This is a genomic window from Azospirillum sp. INR13 (genome assembly GCF_015390205.1).
GTDB lineage: Bacteria > Pseudomonadota > Alphaproteobacteria > Azospirillales > Azospirillaceae > Azospirillum.
Map to the genome: position 1 here is coordinate 82,841 of NZ_VUOI01000012.1, position 21,909 is coordinate 104,749.

General features: G+C 68.5%; 19 protein-coding genes, 1 tRNA gene and 3 pseudogenes. 5 read left to right on the forward strand and 18 right to left on the reverse strand.

What is annotated here, in order from left to right:
* Positions 1-4: 4 nt before the first annotated feature.
* From metK to F1643_RS11640, 10 genes and pseudogenes are all read right to left on the reverse strand, one after another.
* Positions 5-1,190 (reverse strand): annotated as a pseudogene (metK, locus tag F1643_RS11600) (methionine adenosyltransferase).
* Between the two features lie 223 nt (positions 1,191-1,413).
* Entirely contained in the window at positions 1,414-1,908 is a 495-nt protein-coding gene (locus F1643_RS11605; RefSeq protein WP_149223706.1) for a helix-turn-helix domain-containing protein, read from the reverse strand.
* Positions 1,909-2,038: 130 nt separating this feature from the next.
* On the reverse strand, positions 2,039-3,142 hold the full coding sequence (gene lnt / locus F1643_RS11610; protein WP_255542664.1) for an apolipoprotein N-acyltransferase: 1,104 nt from the start codon (positions 3,140-3,142) through the stop codon (positions 2,039-2,041).
* A 25-nt stretch (positions 3,143-3,167) separates the two neighbouring features.
* Positions 3,168-3,803: pseudogene (locus tag F1643_RS24735) on the reverse strand (hypothetical protein); the annotation flags it as partial.
* A 99-nt stretch (positions 3,804-3,902) separates the two neighbouring features.
* Complete coding sequence (locus tag F1643_RS11615; protein ID WP_194913335.1) at positions 3,903-5,096, reverse strand: IS4 family transposase; 1,194 nt, start codon at positions 5,094-5,096, stop codon at positions 3,903-3,905.
* Between the two features lie 230 nt (positions 5,097-5,326).
* The gene (locus F1643_RS11620) at positions 5,327-6,283 is read right to left on the reverse strand and encodes a hemolysin family protein (RefSeq protein ID WP_194913336.1); all 957 of its coding nucleotides are present in this window, start codon (positions 6,281-6,283) and stop codon (positions 5,327-5,329) included.
* Positions 6,280-6,786 carry an rRNA maturation RNase YbeY gene (gene ybeY, locus F1643_RS11625; protein ID WP_014249225.1) on the reverse strand — a complete coding sequence of 169 codons (507 nt, stop codon included), beginning with the start codon at positions 6,784-6,786 and terminating at the stop codon, positions 6,280-6,282. Before ybeY ends, F1643_RS11620 begins: the two co-directional genes overlap by 4 nt.
* Positions 6,783-7,895: a PhoH family protein gene (locus tag F1643_RS11630; RefSeq protein WP_194913339.1), complete on the reverse strand. Its 1,113-nt coding sequence runs from the start codon at positions 7,893-7,895 to the stop codon at positions 6,783-6,785. Before F1643_RS11630 ends, ybeY begins: the two co-directional genes overlap by 4 nt.
* Positions 7,892-9,286 carry a tRNA (N6-isopentenyl adenosine(37)-C2)-methylthiotransferase MiaB gene (miaB, locus tag F1643_RS11635; protein WP_194913341.1) on the reverse strand — a complete coding sequence of 465 codons (1,395 nt, stop codon included), beginning with the start codon at positions 9,284-9,286 and terminating at the stop codon, positions 7,892-7,894. The genes F1643_RS11630 and miaB overlap by 4 nt, the downstream gene beginning before the upstream one ends.
* Positions 9,287-9,478: 192 nt before the next feature.
* Entirely contained in the window at positions 9,479-10,180 is a 702-nt protein-coding gene (locus F1643_RS11640) for a GNAT family N-acetyltransferase (protein WP_194913342.1), read from the reverse strand.
* A gap of 467 nt (positions 10,181-10,647) precedes the next feature.
* Between F1643_RS11640 and apaG the strand changes: the two genes are divergently transcribed.
* From apaG to ybaK, 3 genes are all read left to right on the forward strand, one after another.
* Positions 10,648-11,040 (forward strand): Co2+/Mg2+ efflux protein ApaG, encoded by a 393-nt coding sequence (apaG, locus tag F1643_RS11645; RefSeq protein WP_194913343.1) that lies wholly within the window; start codon positions 10,648-10,650, stop codon positions 11,038-11,040.
* A 439-nt stretch (positions 11,041-11,479) separates the two neighbouring features.
* Positions 11,480-12,106 carry a GTP cyclohydrolase I FolE gene (gene folE, locus F1643_RS11650; protein ID WP_370540566.1) on the forward strand — a complete coding sequence of 209 codons (627 nt, stop codon included), beginning with the start codon at positions 11,480-11,482 and terminating at the stop codon, positions 12,104-12,106.
* 74 nt (positions 12,107-12,180) lie between these two features.
* Positions 12,181-12,663 carry a Cys-tRNA(Pro) deacylase gene (gene ybaK, locus F1643_RS11655; protein ID WP_194913344.1) on the forward strand — a complete coding sequence of 161 codons (483 nt, stop codon included), beginning with the start codon at positions 12,181-12,183 and terminating at the stop codon, positions 12,661-12,663.
* A gap of 28 nt (positions 12,664-12,691) precedes the next feature.
* Here ybaK and F1643_RS11660 read toward each other — a convergent pair.
* Positions 12,692-12,768: transfer RNA gene (locus tag F1643_RS11660), tRNA-Arg, on the reverse strand.
* A gap of 72 nt (positions 12,769-12,840) precedes the next feature.
* Positions 12,841-13,554 carry a sulfite oxidase-like oxidoreductase gene (locus tag F1643_RS11665; RefSeq protein WP_370540565.1) on the reverse strand — a complete coding sequence of 238 codons (714 nt, stop codon included), beginning with the start codon at positions 13,552-13,554 and terminating at the stop codon, positions 12,841-12,843.
* A gap of 260 nt (positions 13,555-13,814) precedes the next feature.
* Here F1643_RS11665 and F1643_RS11670 point away from each other — a divergent pair, with 260 nt between their 5' ends.
* The gene (locus tag F1643_RS11670; protein ID WP_255542665.1) at positions 13,815-16,121 is read left to right on the forward strand and encodes a mechanosensitive ion channel domain-containing protein; all 2,307 of its coding nucleotides are present in this window, start codon (positions 13,815-13,817) and stop codon (positions 16,119-16,121) included.
* 42 nt (positions 16,122-16,163) lie between these two features.
* Here the strand turns inward: F1643_RS11670 and F1643_RS11675 are convergent, their stop codons facing one another.
* Together F1643_RS11675 and F1643_RS11680 are read right to left on the reverse strand one after the other, a co-directional pair.
* A complete protein-coding gene (locus F1643_RS11675; protein ID WP_206692453.1) occupies positions 16,164-16,769 on the reverse strand; it encodes a DUF2244 domain-containing protein in 606 nt (201 codons plus the stop codon).
* An 83-nt stretch (positions 16,770-16,852) separates the two neighbouring features.
* On the reverse strand, positions 16,853-17,329 hold the full coding sequence (locus F1643_RS11680; RefSeq protein ID WP_194913347.1) for a hypothetical protein: 477 nt from the start codon (positions 17,327-17,329) through the stop codon (positions 16,853-16,855).
* 280 nt (positions 17,330-17,609) lie between these two features.
* Here F1643_RS11680 and nth point away from each other — a divergent pair, with 280 nt between their 5' ends.
* Positions 17,610-18,245, forward strand: coding sequence for an endonuclease III (gene nth, locus F1643_RS11685; RefSeq protein ID WP_194913349.1), 636 nt, complete (start codon positions 17,610-17,612; stop codon positions 18,243-18,245).
* A gap of 82 nt (positions 18,246-18,327) precedes the next feature.
* Here nth and F1643_RS11690 read toward each other — a convergent pair whose 3' ends face one another.
* The 4 genes and pseudogenes from F1643_RS11690 to F1643_RS11705 all read right to left on the reverse strand — a co-directional run.
* Positions 18,328-19,200 carry a polymer-forming cytoskeletal protein gene (locus F1643_RS11690; RefSeq protein ID WP_194913351.1) on the reverse strand — a complete coding sequence of 291 codons (873 nt, stop codon included), beginning with the start codon at positions 19,198-19,200 and terminating at the stop codon, positions 18,328-18,330.
* Between the two features lie 107 nt (positions 19,201-19,307).
* Entirely contained in the window at positions 19,308-20,003 is a 696-nt protein-coding gene (locus F1643_RS11695) for an EI24 domain-containing protein (protein WP_194913353.1), read from the reverse strand.
* A 168-nt stretch (positions 20,004-20,171) separates the two neighbouring features.
* A pseudogene (gene fabF, locus F1643_RS11700) lies at positions 20,172-21,369 on the reverse strand (beta-ketoacyl-ACP synthase II); the annotation flags it as partial.
* Positions 21,366-21,909 (reverse strand): helix-turn-helix domain-containing protein (locus F1643_RS11705; RefSeq protein ID WP_206692454.1); only part of this gene is annotated, 544 nt, incomplete at its 5' end. The gene F1643_RS11705 and the pseudogene fabF, both read right to left, overlap by 4 nt.

Below are 21,909 nucleotides of genomic sequence, written 5' to 3' on the forward strand. Positions count from 1 at the left end.
CGCCTTAGAGGAAGGCGTTCCGCAGGTCGCCGACCAGATCGGTCTTCTCCCACGAGAAGCCGCCGTCGACCTCCGGCTCGCGGCCGAAATGGCCGTAGGCGGCGGTGCGGGCGTAGATCGGCTTGTTCAGGCCCAGATGCGTGCGGATGCCGCGCGGGGACAGGTCCACCAGCTGCTGCAGGATGTCGGACAGACGGTCCTCGTCGACGTTGCCGGTGCCGTGGGTGTCGACATAGACCGACAGCGGCTTCGACACGCCGATGGCGTAGGAGACCTGGATCGTGCACTTCTCCGCCAGTTCCGCCGCGACGACGTTCTTGGCGAGATAGCGGGCGGCATAGGCGGCCGAGCGGTCGACCTTCGTCGGATCCTTGCCGGAGAAGGCGCCGCCGCCGTGCGGGGCCGCGCCGCCGTAGGTGTCGACGATGATCTTGCGGCCGGTCAGGCCGGCGTCACCGTCCGGGCCGCCGATGACGAAACGGCCGGTCGGGTTGACGTACAGGTTCTTATCGTCGCACATCCAGCCTTCCGGCAGGCAGTTGACGATGTGCGGCAGGACGATCTCACGCACGGCGTCCTGCTCCAGCCCCTCGGCGTGCTGGGTCGACAGCACGATGGCGGTGGCCCGCATCGGCTTGCCGTCGATGTACTGCAGGGTGACCTGGCTCTTGGCGTCCGGGCCCAGCTGCGGGGCGGCGCCGGAATGGCGTGCCTCGGCCAGCGACTTCAGGATGGCGTGGCTGTAATAGATCGGCGCCGGCATCAGGGCCGGGGTCTCGCGGCAGGCATAGCCGAACATGATGCCCTGGTCGCCGGCACCCTCGTCCTTGTTGCCGGCGGCGTCGACGCCGACCGCGATGTCGGCGGACTGGGAGTGGACGAAGCACTTGACGTCCATCTTCTCCCAATGGAAGCCGTCCTGCTCGTAACCGATGTCCTTCACCGCGGCGCGGGCGACCTCGACCAGCTGGTCGGCCTTGATGCTGTCGGGGCCGCGGACTTCGCCGGCCAGAACGACCTGGTTTGGTGGTCGCAAGCGTCTCGACGGCCACGCGGGCCTGCGGGTCGTGCGAAAGATAAAGATCGACGATGGCGTCGGAAATGCGGTCGCAGACCTTGTCGGGATGACCTTCCGACACGGACTCGCTGGTGAAGACGTAGTTGAGCTTTGCCACGGGAAACCTCGGCATTCGGCGGCACGCTATTTCATGAGCCGAAACGGCAGACCGGTTACAGCGGCCGCAGACACCGGTCCAAAGCCGGTTTTGACAAGGAATTCACCCGCGGTCAAGAAGACTACCAGCGGTAAGGGATCGGACCAATCAGCGCACACGCCACACGAAGGGGGAGCGCGGGCGCGCCGCACCATCCCCTTTCGGTGGGTATCGCATGCCGTGCATCAACCGGCAGGAGTTACTCGGCCGCTTCCGCGACGGCGGCGCTGGCGACCGCTTTCGTCAACTCGAACAGGCGCTTGCGCACCGACGGGTCGCTGATCTTGTAATAGGCGCGGACCAGTTCCAGCGTCTCGCGCTTGGCCATCGGATCGGGCTCGTAGGCGGCGACGGCCCGCTCGTCCGAAGCACCCGCCTCATCGTCGTCCTCGACACGGGCGGCGGCGGCATCGGCCGGCATGTCGTCGAAGAAGAAGGAGACCGGCACGTCGAGCACGCGGCTGAGATCGAACAGACGCGACGCGCCGATGCGGTTGGCGCCGCGTTCGTACTTCTGCACCTGCTGGAAGGTCAGGCCGATCGCCTCGCCCAGCTTTTCCTGGCTCATGCCGAGAAGCGTGCGGCGGAGACGGACGCGGGATCCGACATGGACGTCGATGGGATTCGGCTTTCCGGTCTTCGGACGGCCCGCACCCGCACGGCGCCCGCGCGGCGCCCCAGTTTCAGTCTGCATCTCGTTTATCCCTGTAGCGGTTGTGCAACCTAGTTACGACATATCCACGTATGCAGTCAAGTCCGCTCCGGTCAACCCGGTTGCACGAAATTGTTCTGCCAATGGCGGGTCAATTGCCCGTAATGCTGCGTCAACGGTCATATCGCGAGGCCAACGCCGCCAGAAAACAGCCCAGAAGCCCTATGCCGAAAATCCAGTCGCCCATGCGGGCATAGGCTGTGACGCCGGATGGCGCATTCGGCAACGTGGTATCGATGAAGCCTCGTTCACCCAGGCCGAGCAATTGTTGCACACGTCCGTACGCGTCCACCACCCCGGATATTCCCGTATTCGCCACCCTGACCAGCGGCAGCCCTTCCTCCACCGCGCGGACCTGATTGATGACGAAATGCTGGTGGGGTCCGGCGGTGCGGCCGTACCAGGCGTCGTTGGTCAGGTTCAGCAGCCATTGCGGCCGGTCGGCGGTGTCGACCACGGCACCTGGGAAGATGCTCTCGTAGCAGATCAACGGGCTGAAGGGCGGCAGACCGGCGGCACTGCCCGCAAGATGCAGGGTGCGTGGTCCCGGCCCGGCGGAGAACTCCGCCCCGTTGCCGGCGATGGCGCCGACCGGCAGCCACTGCCGGAGCGGCATGTACTCGCCGAAGGGGACGAGGTGGAACTTGTCGTAGCTGGCGACCGCGGCGCCGCTGCCGTCCACCGCCACCATGCCGTTGTAGTAGCGCCGCTCGCCGTCCTCGCCGACGGTGGTGCGGGGCGCTCCGGTGATCAGCAGCCCGCCGGACGGGGTGACGGATGCCATCGCCTGCCGCACGCGCGCGTCGTCCTCGATGAAGAAGGGGACGGCGGTCTCCGGCCAGATGACGACGTTTGGCGGCGGGGCGGCGGGATCGGCCGGCGGGGCGGCCGACAGGGCGAGGTGGCTCTGGAAATTCTGCACCCGTTCGCCGGGAGCCCATTTCAGCCGCTGGTCGATGGCTGCCTGGACCAGCCGCAGCCTGACCCCCGGTACCGGTTCGTCCACCGCACCCGCCAGCCTCCAGGCTCCCCAGCCGCCGAGCACGGCCAGCAGCGCCAGCCCGGCGGCGATGCCGGCCCAGGCGCGGCGCTGCGTGGTGTCGCGGTCGGGCAGGGCGGCGGGCAGCGAGGCCGCCAGCACCGTGATCAACGTCAGGCCATAGATGCCGAACAGCGACCACGCTCTGCAGCACCGGCAGCACCCCGACCCAGCCATAGCCGATCAGGTTCCACGGGAAACCGGTGAAGACATGGCCGCGCAGCCATTCCCACAGGCACCAGCAGGCGGCGAACAGCAGCGGCCGCGCCAGCCCGGCGCCGAAGCCGCGGCGGCGCAGCAGGTGGAATGACAGGGTGGCGCCGCCGCTGAACATCGCCAGCAGGATCGGCAGTCCGGCCGCCGACAGCGGCAAGGCCCACCAGAAACGCTCGATGTCGGTGAACAGCGCGGCGCTGACCCAATAGAGGCCCAGCAGGTGATGGCCGAAGCCGAAGAACCAGCCGACCGCGAAAGCGCCCTTCTTCGTCTCGACACCGTCCAGCAACCAGATCAGTCCGGGAAATGCCACCAGCAGCACCGGCAGAAGATCGGCCGGTGGCAGCGCCAGCGTGGCGAGCCCGCCCAGCATCATCGCGGCGGTCATCCGGCGCCATCCGGTCAGCGCGGACAGCCGCGCGGAGACGCGGCCCAGCCGGGCCGGGACGGGCAGGGTGTCGGTGGCGGTCAAGGCGGAAACTCCGGCAGCGGCAAGGGCAGGCGGCGCCATAGGTAATGCGGCCGGGCAGGGGCGCCAAGGTGCTTGTGGGCGTGGCTGGGTTGTGGAAGGGGGCGTCGTTGCGGGGTGCCCCCTCCCCATCCCTCCCATAGGCGCTAACATGCCGGCCCGCTTATGAAAGGATGCGGTATAGTTTCGGTCTGGCGTTTTCGTCGTCTGGGCGGGTCGGCGATGTGTCGGGTGAGCCACGGTGCCAGTGGATCAAGCGACGGCCAGTGGAATGGCCCGAACACTGCCAAGCACAGGCTGTGGGCCAAGAGCGCGAACATGCGCCACAGGGAGAACCCCTGCGGCATGCGCGGGCAGCCCAGGGGGGAATTGCGTCGCCGCCCTGGCAACTTTATCCTCGATGAGCAGCGCCGCGATCAGCATGGCGTAGATCCAGGCGGTCGCGGTTGCCGGGGTGCGTACCGGCACCTCGCCCAAGGCGAGCAAGGTTTTCCAGCGTTTGATCGCCAGTTCCACCTGCCAGCGCAAGCGATAGGCGGCCAGCACCGCCGCCGCATCGAACGCGGCGGCCGGCAGCGAGGTCAGCAGCAACACCCAGTCGGCCGCCTCCAGCGAGCGCGCGTCGGGCGTCTTGCCCTTGCGTTTGGCGGTCTCGCGCACCCGGCGGCGCGCTTGTTCGCACGCCGCCGCCGGCTTGCGCCCGGCGACCAGGCGCAGGTGCAGCGGCGGCAACGCCGGCTGGTGGTCGTCGACGACCACATCCCAGGCTCCCGCCGGGCCGTCGAGCCGCCGCAAGGCGTCGAACAGATCAAAGCGCCCGCCCGCCGGGGTCAGCAGGCGCGCCGCCGCCCAACTCGTCCGCACGATGAGGTCGCCGCCCGCCGCCAGATGGCCGCGCAGTTCGCGTGGATGCGGGTAGCCGGCGTCGGCCAGCACGACGGTGCCGGGCAGCGGCGGGGCAAAGCGGCCCAGCCGTTCGCCGCCGTGCCCATCGGTGAGGCTGGCTTGGCACATGCACCCGCGCCCGAGGTCGTAGCTCAGGTGCAGCCGCCAGGAGGTGCCGGAGGCGCTAGGGACGCTGAGCGCGGTGGCATCGACCAAGCGCAGTTGGTACCCGGGCCAACGCGGCGGCACCGCGGCACGCGCCGCCAACAGCGCACCGGCGATCTCACCCAGCCACGCGCCAGCGTTCTGGAAGCGCTTCTCCCAGGCTGGGTTGGAAAGCCGGGCCACACCGATCTCCGCCGCCCAGGCGCAAGTCTGGCGCAAGGACAGCCGGCACACCGCAGAGGCCAGACAGAGGCGAAGAAGCACCGCGGCGCTCGGCACGCCGCGGGCTTGGCGGAAGGCCCCCGTCTCGGCTGCGCTCGCCTCAAGGTCGATGACCGAGCGGACCAGCGTCTCAACCGCACGCCAGGGGGCATCGGTGGGATCGGTCGCAAACATCCCGGAAAAACAAAGCCCGGGGCAATTCCTCACGCCCAAACCATCTATCGCAACAGTCTCATGTTAGCGCCTATGCCCCATCCCTCCCCGCTTGTCAGCGGTGGAGGGGGTAGAACGCTTGATGGCGTGATGTCATCGCGAAGCGGCGGAAGCCCCCTCTCCCGCTCTCGGCGGACCGAAGGTCCGTCCGATGGCGTGAGAGGGTTAGGGAGAGAGCAGCATGCTGACCCTTAGGCCGTCTCCGCCAACTCCGAGCTGTTGGCCGGGACGTTGTGGACGCGCAGGCGCTTCAGGCGGCGGGAGTCGGCATCGACGATCTCGAACTCCAGGCCCGAGGGGTGGACCAGCCGCTCGCCCAGGCCGGGGACGCGGCCGGCGATGGAGACGACCAGACCGCCGAGCGTGTCGATGTCCTCGCGCTCCTCCTCGGACAGGACCGGGCCGACGCGGTGCTCGAAATCCTCGATGGGCAGGCGGGCGTCGGCGATCAGGCTGCCGTCGGGGCGTTCGACCAGCCGCGGCGCCGCGGTCTCGTCATGCTCGTCCTCGATCTCGCCGACGATCTCCTCCACCAGATCCTCGATGGTGACGAGGCCGTCGATGCCGCCGAACTCGTCCACCACCAGCGCCATGTGCTGGCGGGTCTGGCGCATCTGCACCAGCAGGTCGAGCACATGCATGGAGGGGGCGACGATCTTCGCCTCGCGGATGATGCCGGTCAGGTCCGGCCTGTGGCGCAGGCCCTCCGGCGAGATCGCCTGCTTCGCCAGCAGGGTCAGCACATCCTTGATGTGGATGATGCCGACCACGTCGTCCAATGTCTCGCGGAACACCGGCAGGCGGGAATGGCCCTCCTCGGCGACGCGCTGGACCAGGGTGGGGAAGGGCGTGTCGATCTCGACCGCGATGATGTCTGCGCGCGGCACCATCACGTCGGCGACGGTGCGGTCGCGCAGCTTCAGGATGTTGGTCAGCAGCGCCCGCTCGCCGGATCCCAGCGAATCCTCGCCGTCCTCGCTGGCGGCATCGTCCAGGCCTGCGATCAGTTCCTCGATCGTGCCGCGCAGGGATGTGTCCTCGCGGCCGCCCCAGACGGTGCGGAGCCACCCCTTGAACAGGTGGCCCAGGGAATGGTCTTCGGCCCCGTGGTCATCACGGGGCGTGCGACTGTCGGATATTTCGCTCATCGGTCCGGCGGTTGGTGGTTGGCGGCATAAGGGTCGGCGATTCCGAAGCTGGCGAGCAACCGGGTTTCCAGCGCTTCCATCTCCTCGGCCTCGTCGTCCGTCTCGTGATCATAGCCCAGCAGATGCAGAACACCATGCATCACAAGGTGAGTCATGTGGTCTTTGAAGTTTTTCCGCTGTTCGGAGGCTTCGCGGGCGACCGTTTCGTAGGCCAGGATGACGTCGCCCAGCATGACGGGCATGCCGTCCTGCGCTTCCGGCTCCTCCGCTTCGGTCAGGGCGAAGGACAGCACGTTGGTCGGCTTGTCCTTGCCGCGATACTCGCGGTTCAGCCTGTGGACCAGCGCGTCGTCGGCCAGGACGACCGACAGCTCGGCCGGTCCTTCCTCGTCGTCGTAGGCGGCGCCCAGGGCGGCGAGCGCCGCGCGCTCGGCCAGCCACTCGGCGTCCTCGGCCCAGTCGCCGGCTTCACGTGAAACAGTGATGTCGACGGCGCTGGTCATTCCTCCTCCCCAACGATACCGGCCTCGCGGTCGATCGTTTCGGGTGCGGAATACTCGGATTTGGGGTTGGCGCGGCGGGCCTGCTTGCGCGCGGCTTCGCGGACATCGGCCTGGTCATAGGCGCGGATGATGCGGGCCACCATCGGGTGGCGGACGACGTCGGCGTCGGTGAAGCGGACAAAGCGCACGCCCTCCACCCCGCGCAGGATGTCCAGCGCGTCGCGCAGGCCCGACCGGGTGCCCGTCGGCAGGTCGATCTGCGAGATGTCGCCGGTGACGACCATCCGCCCGCCTTCGCCGAGACGGGTCAGGAACATCTTCATCTGCATGGGCGTGGTGTTCTGCGCCTCGTCCAGGATGACGAAGGCGTTGCCCAGCGTCCGGCCGCGCATGAAGGCCAGCGGCGCGATCTCGATCTCGCCGGACTCCAGCCGCTTCTTCACCTGTTCCGCCGGCAGCATGTCGTGCAGCGCGTCGTAGAGCGGACGCAGGTAAGGATCGACCTTCTCCTTCAGGTCGCCGGGCAGGAAGCCCAGCCGTTCGCCCGCCTCGACCGCTGGGCGCGACAGCACGATGCGGTCGACCTGACCGGTGGTCAGCAGCGCCACCGCCTGCGCCACGGCGAGATAGGTCTTGCCTGTGCCCGCCGGACCGAGGCCGAAGACCAGCTCGCTCTCCGCCAAAGCCTGCAGATAGGCAGCCTGGGTGGGGGAGCGCGGGGTGATCGGGCCGCGCCGGCGGGTGCGCAGCGCGATCTCGGCACGGGTGATGGTTGCCTGTTGCTGACCGGGTGCACGCGGCTCCTCTCCGGAGGCGACACCGGCAAAACCGGGATCGGCGGTTGCCATGCGGACGGCGCCGTCGACCTCGCCGCCATCGATGGTCTGGCCGCGGGTCAGCCGCTGGTACAGACCGTTCAGCGCCGCCTGCGCCGTCTCGGCGGCGTCGGGCGGGCCGGAGATGGTCAGGGTGTTGCCGCGCGAGATCAGCGACACGCCCAGAAGGGATTCGATGCGGGCGAGGTGGCGATCATGCTCCCCGTACAGCATCGGCAGCAGCCGGTTGTCATCGAATTGAACGTCGATACGCCGTTCGGGCAGACCGTTCAAGCGCTTGCCTCCAAGGTTACGGCAGGCTGGAAGGGAGAGGCGGTGATGTACTCACCCGTGACCACGGTGCCGGCCAGGCTGTTGGCGAGGGCGGCATCGACGCGCACCTCGACGATACGGCCGAGCAGCCGTTCGTTCGCCTCCGCATGGACCGACTGCATCCAGGGGCTGCGGCCCAGCAGCTGGCCGTCGCGCCGTCCGACGCGGTCGAACAGCACCGGGACGCTGCGCCCGACGAAGCTGTGGTTGAAGGCGACCTGCTGGGCGTTCAGCAGCTGATGCAGCGCCGCCAGCCGGGACTCCTTCACCTCTTCCGGCACCTGGGATCCCTCGACCGAGGCCGGGGTGCCGGGGCGCGGGCTGTATTTGAAGGAATAGGCCTGGGCATAGCCGATCTCGGTGACCAGCTTCAGCGTCGCGGCGAAATCGGCGTCGCTCTCGCCGGGGAAGCCGACGATGAAGTCGCCGGACATCGCCAGATCGGGCTTGGCCGTGCGCAGCCGGTCGACCAGACGGCGGTAGTCGTCGGCGGTGTGCTTGCGGTTCATCGCCGCCAGGATACGGTCCGATCCCGCCTGCACCGGCAGATGCAGGTAGGGCATCAGCTGCGGCACCTCGGCATGGGCGCGGATCAGGTCGTCGGCCATGTCGCGGGGGTGCGAGGTGGTGTAGCGGATGCGCTCCAGCCCGTCGATCTCCGCCAGTTCGCGGACCAGCCGGCCGAGGCCCCAGGTGGTGCCGTCCGGCCCGTCGCCGTGCCAGGCGTTGACGTTCTGGCCCAGCAGATTGATCTCGCGCGTGCCGCCGGCGACGAGCCGTTTCGCTTCCGCAACGATCTGGCCGGCGGGGCGGGAGAATTCGGCGCCGCGGGTGTAGGGCACCACGCAGAAGGTGCAGAACTTGTCGCAACCCTCCTGCACGGCCAGGAAGGCGGACACGCCTTGGCTGCCGGCTTCCTCCGGCAGGAAGTCGAACTTGGATTCGGCCGGAAAATCGGTGTTCAGCACGCTGCCGGCGGCGCGGCTGGCCTTCGCCACCATCTCCGGCAGGGTGTGGTAGGTCTGCGGACCGAAGACCATGTCGACGAAGGGGGCGCGGGCGACGATCTCCTCGCCTTCGGCCTGGGCGACGCAGCCGGCGACCGCCAGGATCATCCGGCCGTCCTCGGCCTCCGCCTTGCGGTCCTTCATCTGGCGCAGGCGGCCAAGCTCGGAGAAGACCTTCTCGGCGGCCTTCTCGCGGATATGGCAGGTGTTCAGGATCACCATGTCGGCGCCGTCCGGCTCATCGACCGGTTGGTAGCCCAGCGGTGCCAGGACGTCCGCCATCCGGGCGGAGTCGTACACGTTCATCTGGCAGCCCCAGGTCTTGATGAACAGCTTCTTGGTCAACCCGCACCCTTCCGCTCAGAACAAAAACGAATAGCGCGCTCACGATGCTGCGTGGCGCGCGGCACGCCGTCCGTCCGGCGTCGCTCCTGAAAAGATGGTATCGCGTGTGGGGCGAATCGAGTCAATCCCGCTTCGCCCCACCCCTATTTGCAAACAGGGTCTTTCCACAATCCGGACCAAGGATCGGAATCGTCACGCCGCCCCGGCCTGCAGCCCGCCGCGCCAGAACCAGTCGGTCCGCCGCACGCGGTCAGTCCAGATTCGCTCCGCCGCCGGCCGGCTGAACAGGGCGCTGAAAGGGACGGGGGTGTCTCCCGTCTGGATGCCGGCCGGCATGTCGAGGGCCTGCACCAGCATCGGCATGGCGCCGGCGGCATCCTGTGCATCGGCCGGTTCCGGCTTGCCGATCATGCCGCTGGCACCCGACAGCGCGCCCTCGACCAGTTCCAGTCCCAGCAGCCGGTTCATGTCGACCGGACCCGGCATCTCCATGCCAAGCGTCAGGGCGCGGGAGAAGCCGAACCGCTCGTAATAGGGGGCGTCGCCGACCAGGATCACCGACTTGTGGCCCAGCGCCACCGCCTTGTTCAGGCTCATCCGGATCATCTTGCTGCCCAGCCCGCTGCCCTGCAGGTGTGCGGCGACCGCGATGGGGCCGAGCAGGATGGACCGGGTGGTTCCGCCGACCAGGATCGGCCAGTAGCGGATGGTGCCCACCACCACCTCGCGCCCATGTTCGTCATGCTCGATGGCGACGAGGTTCAGGGCGGGGATCGAGTCGACGCCGTCGCGCAGCCGGTAGGCGGTCTTGGTGAAGCGGTCCGGGCCGAACGAGGCGTCCAGCAGGGCTTCGATGGCGGCGGCGTGCTTCGGCTCTTCGACGGTGATGATCATGCGTGGGGCTCCCGGCGGGAAGAAGGTCTTCTCAGAAGGCTTCTGAAGGGCGGATCGCGCCGCCGCCGGAAGGCCGGGGGTGTCAGGTCCCCGTTGTGCCTTTGGCGTTCGCACGCGACCCAAGGACGGCCGCAACCGCGATGCGCGGTGCGAGGCTCCGTCGTCGGATGCGAAGGGCGTGCGAACGAGACATGGACAAGGCTCTTCGGCCGTTGCTGGGACTTGCGCATATATCATCGTCGCCCCCCCGTCGCAAGACCGCGGAGACCCGGCGATGATGCATGACTGTATCAATCACGATGCGGGCTCGGGACAGGGATGTCGGAGGATTGTCCGGCCGGGTTCTGGACAGTGGGGAAGGGCGACTTTATTCTGCGCTGAACCGCCGCCCAGCCACCCGGACTCCCCAGCCGCCGGCCCTTTTTCGGCTGGCGCCGTCTTCGGATCGTCTGCCAGGATCGTCTGCCATGTACACCGCCGTCACCAACGACATCCGCGTCACCGTCCAGCCCGTGTTCCTGGAAGACCAGTCGGCCCCGGCCGAGGGCCGCTTCGTCTGGGCCTATCATGTCCGCATCGAGAACGAGGGCGGCGAGACGGTGCAGCTGCGCACCCGCCACTGGCGCATCACCGACGCCATGGGCCGCGTGCAGGAGGTGCGGGGTCCCGGCGTGGTCGGCGAGCAGCCGGTCCTGGAGCCGGGCGACCATTTCGAATACACCAGCGGCACGCCGCTCGGCACGCCGTCCGGCATCATGGCCGGCACCTATGGCATGGAAGGAGCGGACGGCCGCGCCTTCGACGTGACGATCCCCGCCTTCTCGCTCGACAGCCCGCACCAGCCGATGCAGCTGAACTGATCCGGGCAGTGGGATCAGGCAGTGGGATCAGGCAGTGGGGATCCCGGAAATCGAAGGCGGGCAAATAATACAATAGAATGCGTGTGGATTCAGAGGCATTCAACACTTGGCTTTGACAAGCCGCATGGCTGCTCGTACCTTGCTTCATGCTTGAAGGCCATAGGACCCGTCCCATCTTGGGGCTTCCGAAAGGCGCAGGCGACCGAAGCGGGGCAGGTGCGGCCACTCCGTTCGCAGAATGGGTCCTTTCGTCCTGTCAGCCATCCGGTTGATCCGCCGAGGCTCAGGTTCCGTATCGAGCTAGACATGATGGGCGCGTTGCGCGATCCCGGCCTCCGGCTGCCGCCGCCGGTCTGCACAGGGCGCTCCCAGTAACGGAAAGGATGTTCCCGTGACGGCTTCCAAGACCCCGCTCGCCAAGCCCCAGGGCGTGGACAACGTGCTTCGCGGCCCCGGCCGCCCCCTGCCGGAGGCGGTCGTCCGTCCGTCGCGCGCGGAAGCGGAGGAAGCCGTGCGGACCCTGATCCGCTGGGCCGGCGACGATCCGGCGCGCGAGGGTCTGGTCGGCACGCCCGACCGCGTCGTCCGCTCCTACGAGGAGTTCTTCGCCGGCTACGGCATCGACCCGGTGGAGATCCTGTCGCGCACCTTCGAGGAGACCGACGGCTACGACGAGATGGTCGTGCTGCGGGACATCCGGGTGGAGTCCTACTGCGAGCACCACATGGTGCCGATCATCGGCAAGGCGCATGTCGCCTACCTGCCGCGCCGCCGCGTCGTCGGCATCTCCAAGCTGGCGCGGCTGGTCGAGGCCTATGGCAAGCGCCTGCAGATCCAGGAGAAGATGACGGCCCAGATCGCCAACACCATCGACGAGGTCCTTCAGCCCGAGGGCGTCGCCGTCGTGGTCGAGGCGCAGCACCAGTGCATGACCACCCGCGGCGTGCACAAGACCGGCGTGACCATGGTGACCAGCCGCATGCTGGGCGCCTTCCGCACCGACCCCTCCACCCGTCGCGAATTCCTGACGATGATCGGCAACCCGTCCTCGCGCGGGATGGAGTGAGGTCCAGAGGGCTTTACACCAATTGCAGCGCCTGCCAAGCTCCCGCCGCACGTTATTTTTGAGCGGTGTGGAGCATGGCGGCGAAGGTGACACCGGCGGTCAATGCAGTGAAGGCGGCGGGCGTCGCCTTCCGGCTGATGGAGTACGAGTACGACCCGTCGGCCGACGCCATCGGCCTGCACGCCGCCGAATCGCTCGGGCTCGGCCCCGCCATCGTCTACAAGACCCTGATCGTCCAGCTGGAGCCCAAGGCGCTGGCCTGCGCCGTCATTCCGGTCGCGGCCAAGCTGGATTTGAAGGCCATCGCCGCGGCGGCCAAGGCGAAGAAAGCCGACCTCGCCGACCCGGCGCTGGCGGAAAAGACCACGGGATTCCTGGTCGGCGGCATCAGCCCGCTGGGCCAGAAGAAGGCGCTGCCGACCTTCATAGACGCGAGCGCCGAAACGCTGCCGGAAATGGTGGTGAACGGCGGCCGGCGCGGCCTGCAGATCGTGCTGGCGCCCGCCGACCTTGCAAAGGCGACGAAGGCGACGGTCTGCGCCATCGTGGCACATTGATCGCGGCGCACTGAAACCGGAATGGTGGTGGTGACCCCGGCAGGACTCGAACCTGCTGCCTCAAGTTTAGGAAACTCGCGCTCTATCCTGATGAGCTACGGGGCCACTTGCGCCGCACCTTAACGGTTTCGTCGGCAAGGTGAAAGTGGCTTTTGGGGGAAGAGCCGCTTCACGGCGTCAGTCGGAATAGCGCTCCTCCAGCCACGGGTCGGCGTGGTTGTTGTAGCCGCGGACCTCCCAATAGCCTTTGCGGTCGCCGGCCAGCAGCTCGATCCGCTTCACCCACTTCGCACTCTTCCAGAAATACAGCTTGGGCAGCACGATGCGCACCGGCCCGCCATGGTCGCGGCTGATCGGCTGGCCTTCCCATGTCGTGGCGAGCAGCACGCCGTCGTCGTCGAAATCGGACAGGGCGACGTTGGTGGTGTAGCCGTCGAAGGAATGGAAGACGACGAAGCGCGCCTCGGGCTTCGGCCGGACCAGTTCCAGCAGGCGGCGGGCGCCGACGCCCTCCCACCGGTTGTCGTAGCGCGACCAGGTGGTGACGCAGTGGATGTCGGAGACGAAGCTTTCCTGCGGCTGGGCCTGGAAATCCTGCCAGTTCCAGGACAGCGGGTTCTCCACCAGCCCGTCGACCGCCAGCGTCCAGTTCGCCGTGGTCACCTTCGGCGTGATGCCGAGGTCCAACACCGGCCAGTCGGTCACCAGACGCTGGCCGGGCGGCAGCCGGTCGCGCGCCGGGTCGGCGGCTTGGCCGGTCAGCGCACGGCCGTCGCGGGCCCATTGCTCCTTGACGGCGACCAGCTTGTCGCGCACGGCGCCCTCCTGCTCGACTTCCCGCCCCGGTTCCAATCCGGTGCTCATGTCCGGTTTGGGGGGTGTATCGCTCATGGCTCGTCCTCCTTTGCGTTTCCGGGTCGTCCGGCAGGGGTCCCGCTTAAAAAAGGAACAGCCGGCCGGGTTGGCAAGCGGAAGCGGGAGAACTAACTTCGCGAAACCCGGCATATTGGAGCCACAGTTCCACGCCAGGGTGCCGGCCGGCTGCTTTCCGCCTGCCCGTTTTCCGCCGACATATCCGAGACCACCCGAGTGATTTGCCGATGATCCGGTCCGCAACGCCCGCCGCAAACCCAGTCGCACGCGCTTGGCGTTTGTTCCTGTCCGGCGGCCTCGCCGTCCTGCTGCTTGCGGCCCTGCTCGCCGGGGCGGGGCCTGCCGCTCTGGCGGCCTCGCCCGTACCCGGCCCCGCTCCGGCACCCGCCGCCGCCCCCGCGGTTGCGGCCCCGGTGGTGGTGGACGAGGCGACCGTGCAGCAGCTGGAGGCGCTGGTCGGCACGCTGGAGAACCAGGACGCCCGGTCGCAGTTGGTCACGCAGCTGCGCAACCTGATCACCGCCCAGCGCGGGCTGGCCCAGGCCAAGGAGGCGGAGGGCGAATCGGCGCTGCCGCAGACCATGGGCGCCCGGGCGCTGGCCTTCCTGGCGGCGCGGATGGACGTCGTCAGCCGCCAGCTGGTGCAGGTCGCCAACGTCTTCGCCGACCTGCCCGGAGCCCTGTCCTGGGTTCAGCGGCAGGTGCAGGACGATATGGCGCGCGAGCGCTGGGTACAGATCGCCGTCCAGCTGGCGATGATCCTCGGCATCGGCGCCGTGGCCGCCCGCGGCATCGCCTGGCTGCTCGCCCGGCCGCGCAATGCGCTGGCCGCCCGCCATGTCGGCTCCGCCCTGCTGCGCATTCCCATGCTGCTCGGCCGTGCTGTGCTGGAACTGGCGCCGATCGTCGGCTTCATCGTCGTCGCCTATGCCATCCTGTCGGTGACCGAACCGGCGCCGCGCGTGCGGCTGGTGGCGCTGGCGGTGGTGAACGCCACGGTCATCACCCAGGCGCTGCTGATCCTGGTGCGGATGACCTTCGCTCCCGATGCCCCCAACCTGCGGATCGTCCAGACCAGCGACGCCGGGGCGCGCCGCTGCTACGTGTGGTCGCGCCGCCTGATCGCGGTCGCCGTCTATGGATATTTCCTGGCGGAGGGCGCCTATGTGCTGGGCCTGCCGCTGGGCGCCTACGGCGCGCTGCTGAAGCTGCTGGGCGTGGTGCTCGCCGCCATGACGATCGTGCTGATTCTGCAGAACCGCGTCGCGGTGGCCGACTGGATGCGCGGCAACCCGCTGTCGGGCGACGGCGACCCGCTGGCCACCGCCCGGCGCGAGGCGGAAGGGCAGGGGGCCGTCCTGCGCACCGCGCGCCGCCGCTTCGCCGAGATCTGGCACGTCCTTGCCATCCTCTATGTCGTGGTGACGCTGGGCGTCTGGGTGCTGAACGTCTATGGCGGCTTCGAGTATCTCTCCCGCGGCACCCTGGTGACGGTGGCGGCGGTGGTGGTGGCCCGGCTGCTGGTGGGCGGGCTCAACCGCGCGCTGCGACGCGGCCTGACCATGAACCGCGATCTGGCCGGCAACCTGCCGCAGTTGCACATGCGTGCCTTCCATTATCTTCCCATCGTCCAGCGCATAGGCAAGGCGGTGATCTGGCTGGTCGCGCTGGGTGTCGCGCTGAACGGCTGGGGCATCGACACGCTGGGTCTGGTCGAATCCACGATCGGCCGCCGCATCGTCGGAAGCGCCATCTCCATCGGCCTGCTGCTGGCCGGCGCCATCGTCGCCTGGGAGGTGGTGAGCGCGCTGATCGAGCATTTCCTGACCAGCACCGACAGGAACGGCACGAAGATCGAGCGCAGCGCCCGCATGCGCACCCTTCTGCCGCTGCTGCGCAATGCCTTCCTGATCCTGCTGGTGACGATGGTTTCGCTGATCACCCTGTCGGAGCTGGGCGTGAACATCGCCCCGCTGCTGGCCGGTGCCGGTGTCGTCGGTCTGGCCATCGGCTTCGGATCGCAGACCCTGGTCAAGGACATCATCACCGGCCTGTTCATCCTGTTCGAGGACTCCATCTCGGTCGGCGACGTGGTCGATGTCGGCGGCGGCCATTCCGGCGTGTGCGAGGCGATCTCCATCCGCTCGATCCGGCTGCGCGATTCCGCGGGTGCGGTCCATTCCATCCCCTTCAGCTCGGTCACGACGGTGAAGAACCTGACCAAGGACTTCTCCTTCGCCGTCTTCAACGTCAGCGTCGCCTATCACGAGGATCCCGACCATGTGATCGACGCGCTGGTGGCGCTGGGCAAGGAGATGCAGGTCGATCCCGAATTCGCCGCCGACATCCTGGCGCCGCTGGAGGTGATGGGAGTCGACAGGTTCGCCGACTCCGCCATCGTCATCCTCGCCCGCTTCAAGACGCGGCCGATCAAGCAGTGGGGTGTCCAGCGCGCTTTCAACAAGAAGATGAAGAAGCGCTTCGACGAGCTGGGGATCGAGATCCCGTTTCCGCACATGCAGGTGGTGGCGGGCAGTCGGCCGCAGGACCGTGCGCTGGCGGAGGCGCTCAGCCAGGGGTCGTAACCGGCAGGCTGCGACCTTGCGGAACGGGAACCGCCCGACTTGCTATCCGGCCGGCGCCGGCGGGCAGGGCGGGCGGCGCCAGCTGCGCAGCGCGTCGCCCAGCGCGCGGGCGAAGGTGGACCGCTCGGCCGGCGACAGGAAGCTGCCGACGCCCACCGACTGGCCGTGTGAACTCAGCGTGACCTGACCGGCCGGACCGCGGCGGTCGTGGTCGGCGCGCTCGTCGTGGGTGATCCGCAGCCAATAGGGATGGAAGGACCAGCGCCGCTCCGGCGCCTTCCAGTGAACCCGCTGCACCGTCAGGGAGGTTTCGGTCAGCCGCACCCGCTCATACTGTCGGGCGGAGCGGTAGCTGACGCGGAAGGCAAGCCACAGCGCCAGAACGTCCAGCCCGCAGAAGGGCACCACAGGCCAGGCGCCGTTGGCGACGAAGATGCCGGCGACGACCAGGTTCAGCAGGATCACCAGCCCCATCACCGTCCGGTAGCCGTTGCGGCCCAGGCTGCGGTGGGGGTGGAGGATGGCGTCGAAGAACACGCGCACGGGACCGCTGCCGGCGTGATCCCCCTGGGGAGCGTCGCCGGTCTGACCGTCCGGCCGGCCGTGGGGCTGGTCGCCGGGCCGGGAGTCGGAGATGTCGATGGGCATGGCGGCAATACTAGACGACCCATGCGCCGCTGAAAACCGCCCGCTGAAAAGCGCTCCGCCGAATAAGTGTTGGAACGGCGGGGTTATGCCGCTTTCGACACCATCGGCACCACGCCGCCGTGCAGCACCCAGGCCATGGCGCTGTCCATCCTGGTGAAATCGCCGGCCGGCATCCCGCCGGCGATGTCTTCCTCCAGCGCATCTGCGGTATCGCCTGCCGCCTGAACGAAGATCCGTGCCTGATCGTCGGTGCCGGCGGCGATCATTGCATCGGCCATCGCCGAGGCCCAGTGCCAGTCGGTCATCACCACCGCGCACCGCAGTTGGCCGCAACGCCGAGCCAGCGTCATCAGGCCGACGACGATCTCGGGCCGGAAATCGTAGATTTCGAAACGGTCGAATTCGATCAGGCTGCTCCATGGCGTGCCGCGGCTGCCCAGATTGGCGCACTGCACCTCCACCTGCCGGGCGACGGCATCGCGCTGGTCGATCGACAGCGATCCCTGCAACCGGACGTGCAGCCCCCAGTCCCTGACTTCCACAAGATAAGAAGCGGTCATATCCATACACCCTTATCTCGGCCGAGCAATACAACCACGAAGATCCATGGTTCAAGCGCAGGCGTTCGGCCGGTGTCTTGCCGACCAGCAAATCATACGCCACCGCCGGATCCGGGGAGAAGCGCCATTCCTGCGACGAATTCTGTTGGATTGGCGTGATTTCTCTCCATTTCTGTCGCAATATGCGATGCAGCGCTGCAGTTTGGGTCGGTTCGCCGCATCCCGGCACCTGCTCCCCGGCTCTGGCGCAACCCCGGCCGTTGCGGCTATGGTGGCGGCCATGAAGCCCGCCGCCGTCCAGGAATTCTTCCGCCGCCTGTCCGCCGCCAACCCGGAACCCCGGAGCGAGCTGGAATACGTCAATCCTTACACGCTGCTGGTCGCCGTCGTGCTGTCGGCCCAGGCGACCGACGTCGGCGTGAACAAGGCCACCGGCCCGCTGTTCAAAATCGTCACCACGCCCGAACAGATGGTGGCGCTGGGCGAGGAAGGGCTGCGCGGGTACATCAAGACGATCGGCCTGTTCAACACCAAGGCCAAGAACGTCATCCGCCTGTCGGAACTGCTGATCGAACGCCATGGCGGAGAGGTGCCGCGCGACCGAGAGGCGCTGGAGCAGCTTCCCGGTGTCGGCCGCAAGACCGCCAATGTCGTCCTGAACGTCGCCTTCGGGGAGGAGACCATCGCGGTCGATACCCACATCTTCCGCGTCGGCAACCGCACCGGGCTTGCTCCCGGCAAGACGCCGGACGCGGTGGAGGCCAAGCTGTTGAAGGCGGTGCCGAAGCTCTACCGCCGCCATGCCCATCACTGGCTGATCCTGCACGGCCGCTATGTCTGCAAGGCCCGCAAGCCCGACTGTCCGATCTGCCCGGTGGCCGACCTCTGCGCCTTCAAGGACAAGATCATCGCCTGACCCGCGCCCCACAGAAGAAGTCCGGGCAAGAAAAAGCCCGGCATGGCGGGAGCCAGCCGGGCGTTTTCGCGTCCGGTGCGGGTCAGACCGCTTCGGCCGTCGGAGCCTGTTCGACCTGAACCGGCGCAGCGACCGGCACGGCGGCCGGCTTGGTGCCCGTGCCGTAGATCTGGACGTCGCCGATCAGCTGGCCGCCGGCATCGACCGCCAGCTCGCCGAAGCGGATCGACCCGGTGATCTTGCCGGTGGAGCGCACGGTCAGACGGCCGCGGACGGCGATGTCGCCCTCGAACCGGCCGGCGATGTCGGCCTCCTCGATGTCGACCGAGCCCCTGAACAGGCCGGACTCAGCGATCTCGACCAGACGGCCCTCGCGCAGCTTGGCCTCCACCGTGCCCTCGACCACCAGCACGTCGCAGGAGCCGATCTCGCCGGTCAGGGAGATGTCGCGGCCGACGGTCAGGCGGCGCTGCTCCGGCATGGCCGGGGCAGGGGCCGGGGCCGGGGCGGGCGGAACCGGAGCGGCGGCGACCGGCATCGACGGCTGGCGCGGGGCCGAGCCCGGCATGTCGACGACGCGGCGCGGCACATCGGTCTTGAAACCGGCGCCGGGCACGGACGGCGCGGTCGGGGGCTTGGGAATGCTGTTCATGTCGGGTCCCTTCGAGGCGGAAGGCATATCGGGATAAGCCGGCGCGGCGTGCTGCGCATCGGCCAGCGCGTGGGCCATGCTGGGTGCGGCGGCGCCGGCCGCGACGGCGGACGTCGGGTCGCCGCCCTGCATCTGTCCGGGCATGTGCCCAGGGATTTGGCCGGGAACCGGAGTGTTCAGCGAGGCGAGCGGCGACGAGACGGCGCCGGCCTCGCCCGGTGTGTACGGACGGGCACCCGGCTGCGGCGGGGCGGGGCTGTCGGCCTTGGGAGCGGCGGGCGGAGACTTTCGTCCGAACAGCATGAGCGGTTCCCCCAATCTGGACTACGGGTGGCGGGATGGGCCGGAGGGCTGGAGGCCCGGTGCCGGAAGGGCGCCGCCGGGAAGGCGACGGTGTGCGGCCGTGCCGCCTAGCGGCGTATCACGGTCGTCCGGCCCGCCGCAAGGGGAGCCGACATGGACTGTAGGACATGAACCATGAAGGCGCTGGCGACGACCGGGACCAGCAAATTGACGAAGGGGATTGTCGAAAGAAAGGCGATGGCGACCCCGGCCAAAAAAGGTTTCAGCGGCCGGGCCCGCCGCAGCATCCGCGCCGACGTCCGGTCCAGCCGCCGGTGGGCGACCATCTCGAAATACTCCCGGCCCAGCAGATAGCCGTTGACGGTGTAGAAGACGATCAGGTTCAGGCCCGGCGCGAAGATGTAGATCGGCAGCGCCACCAGGTTGATCGCCAGAACCAGGATCAGGAATCGCAGCGCCGTCGCCAGTTCCTCCAGCCAGCCTGCCTGGCGAGGCGCCGGCAGGGCGGGATAGTGGCGCGCCTCCACCCGCTCGACCACCTCGTCCAGGAAGAAGCTCGACACCATGCCGACGGTGGCCGGAAACAGCAGCCACGCCACCACCAGAACCCCCAGCCCGCCCAGCAGGTCGATGATGGTGTCGAGCCAGACATAGCCGCTGAGCGGCGTCACCGACAGCGCCCACCACGTCCCGCCGGCCAGCAGCGCATAGGCGAGCGCCGAGACGAACATCCCGGTCCACACCACCCGGCGCACGCGGGGATCGGTCAGCTGGGAGAAGGCAAGAAAAAGGGCGCGGATCATCGGCGGTCCGTGAGGCGGTGGGGGAAGGGCGCGCGGCCGCCCGCATATCTACGGTGGCCGGGCTCAGGGTTCCAGTCCCCCCTTCCGTCACCCCCGTCACGCCACGGGGCTGAACACCAGCGCGGCGTTGGTTCCGCCGAAGCCGAAGCTGTTGGACAGGACATGACGGATACGCCGCTCCTTCGGCCGCAGCGGCACCAGATCCAGGTCGCAGCCCTCCGACGGCGCGTCCAGGTTGAGGGTGGGCGGGGCCACCTGGTCGCGCAGGGCGAGGATGGCGAAGATCGCCTCCACGGCACCCGCCGCCCCCAGCAGATGGCCGGTCGCCGATTTGGTCGAGGACATGGAAAGGCCGGCCGCCGCCGGACCGAACAGCCGCTTGACCGCCGCGATCTCCACCGGGTCGCCGGCCGGGGTGGAGGTGGCGTGGGCGTTGACGTAATCGACCTCCTCCGGCGCCAGCCCGGCCCGCTTCAGCGCAGCGCGCATGGCGCGAAAGGCGCCATTGCCGTCCTCCGCCGGGGAGGTGATGTGGTAGGCGTCGCCCGACAGACCGTAGCCGGTGACCTCGGCATGGATCGTTGCTCCGCGACGTCGGGCATGCTCCAGTTCCTCCAGCACCAGCACGCCGGCGCCTTCGCCCATCACGAAGCCGTCGCGGTCGCGGTCCCAGGGGCGGGACGCGCGGGACGGGTCGTCGTTGAAGCCCGTGGACATGGCGCGGGCGGCGCAGAAGCCCGCCAGCCCGAGCCGGCAGAGCGCCGCCTCGCTGCCGCCGGCCAGCATGACGTCGGCGTCGTCCATGGCGATCAGCCGGGCCGCGTCGCCGATGGCGTGCGCCCCCGTCGCGCAGGCGGTCACGACCGCGTGGTTCGGCCCGCGGAAGCCGTAGCGGATCGACACGTGGCCCGATGCGAGGTTGATCAGCATCGACGGCACGAAGAAGGGCGAGATGCGGCGCGGCCCCTTCTCGTGCAGGGTCAGCGCCGTCTCGGCCAGCCCCGGCAGGCCGCCGATGCCGGAGCCGATCAGCACGCCGGTGCGCTCCTGCGCCTCCGCGTCCGCCGGACGCCAGCCGGCATCGGACACCGCCTCCTCCGCGGCGGCGAGCGCCAGCAGGATGAAGCGATCCATCTTGCGCTGGTCCTTCGGCGGCACCACCGCATCGGCATCGAAGACGGCATCCGGGGCCGCATCGCCGCTTTCCGGCACCTGGCCGGCGATGCGGCAGGGCAGGTCGGCGACATCGATCCCGGTTTATCGCCCGTATGCCGCTCCGCCCGTCCAGAACGGCGCGCCAACTCGGCATCACGCCGGCACCGAGCGGTGTGACCGCCCCCAGACCGGTGACCACGACTCGTCTCATTGCGTTTCGTCCTTTGCAGGGATCGTCATTTCCGGACGCAGCCGCTCCGGCCGGACCGCTTCGCCGCTGTTCCGGTCGATCAGCACCGGGTCGACGGACTGCCCGGTCTCGCTGTCGACCAGCCGGAACGCCCCGCCGGGCAGCAGCCAGCGGCTGCCCCAGTCGGCCATGGCGACCAGCACCGGCAGGAAATCCAGTCCCTTGTCGGTCAGATGATAGCCGTGGCGCAGCGGGCGTTCCTGGTAGGGCCGCTTCTCCAGCAGCCCGGCCTCGACCAGGGCCTGCAGGCGGCGGGTCAGCATGTTGGTGGCGAGCCCGATGCTGCGCTGGAACTCGTCGAAGCGCGTCAGGCCGCGCATCGCATCGCGCAGGATCAGCAGGGACCACCATTCCCCGACCTCGTCGAGGCCGCGGGCGATCGGACAGGGGACATCGGTCAGCCGGGTGCGCCGCATGGCGGCGACAGTGGCATAGTCACTTTCATCATGCAAGCCGCTGCCGCCACGGGCGCAGCCGGGAAACATCGGAGTGCTTCCAGGA

Bases quoted from the DNA above. Each gene is read 5' to 3' on its own strand.
- F1643_RS11615 (WP_194913335.1), bottom strand. From the start codon at position 5,096: ATGTTTGCGACCGATCCCACCGATGCCCCCTGGCGTGCGGTTGAGACG.
- F1643_RS11695 (WP_194913353.1), bottom strand. From the start codon at position 20,003: ATGATCCGCGCCCTTTTTCTTGCCTTCTCCCAGCTGACCGATCCCCGC.
- F1643_RS11605 (WP_149223706.1), bottom strand. From the start codon at position 1,908: ATGCAGACTGAAACTGGGGCGCCGCGCGGGCGCCGTGCGGGTGCGGGC.
- F1643_RS11665 (WP_370540565.1), bottom strand. From the start codon at position 13,554: ATGAGCGATACACCCCCCAAACCGGACATGAGCACCGGATTGGAACCG.
- F1643_RS11620 (WP_194913336.1), bottom strand. From the start codon at position 6,283: ATGAGCGAAATATCCGACAGTCGCACGCCCCGTGATGACCACGGGGCC.
- F1643_RS11690 (WP_194913351.1), bottom strand. From the start codon at position 19,200: ATGCTGTTCGGACGAAAGTCTCCGCCCGCCGCTCCCAAGGCCGACAGC.
- nth (WP_194913349.1), top strand. From the start codon at position 17,610: ATGAAGCCCGCCGCCGTCCAGGAATTCTTCCGCCGCCTGTCCGCCGCC.
- apaG (WP_194913343.1), top strand. From the start codon at position 10,648: ATGTACACCGCCGTCACCAACGACATCCGCGTCACCGTCCAGCCCGTG.
- F1643_RS11680 (WP_194913347.1), bottom strand. From the start codon at position 17,329: ATGACCGCTTCTTATCTTGTGGAAGTCAGGGACTGGGGGCTGCACGTC.
- F1643_RS11640 (WP_194913342.1), bottom strand. From the start codon at position 10,180: ATGATCATCACCGTCGAAGAGCCGAAGCACGCCGCCGCCATCGAAGCC.
- F1643_RS11675 (WP_206692453.1), bottom strand. From the start codon at position 16,769: ATGCCCATCGACATCTCCGACTCCCGGCCCGGCGACCAGCCCCACGGC.
- ybaK (WP_194913344.1), top strand. From the start codon at position 12,181: ATGGCGGCGAAGGTGACACCGGCGGTCAATGCAGTGAAGGCGGCGGGC.
- lnt (WP_255542664.1), bottom strand. From the start codon at position 3,142: ATGGCTGGGTCGGGGTGCTGCCGGTGCTGCAGAGCGTGGTCGCTGTTC.
- ybeY (WP_014249225.1), bottom strand. From the start codon at position 6,786: ATGACCAGCGCCGTCGACATCACTGTTTCACGTGAAGCCGGCGACTGG.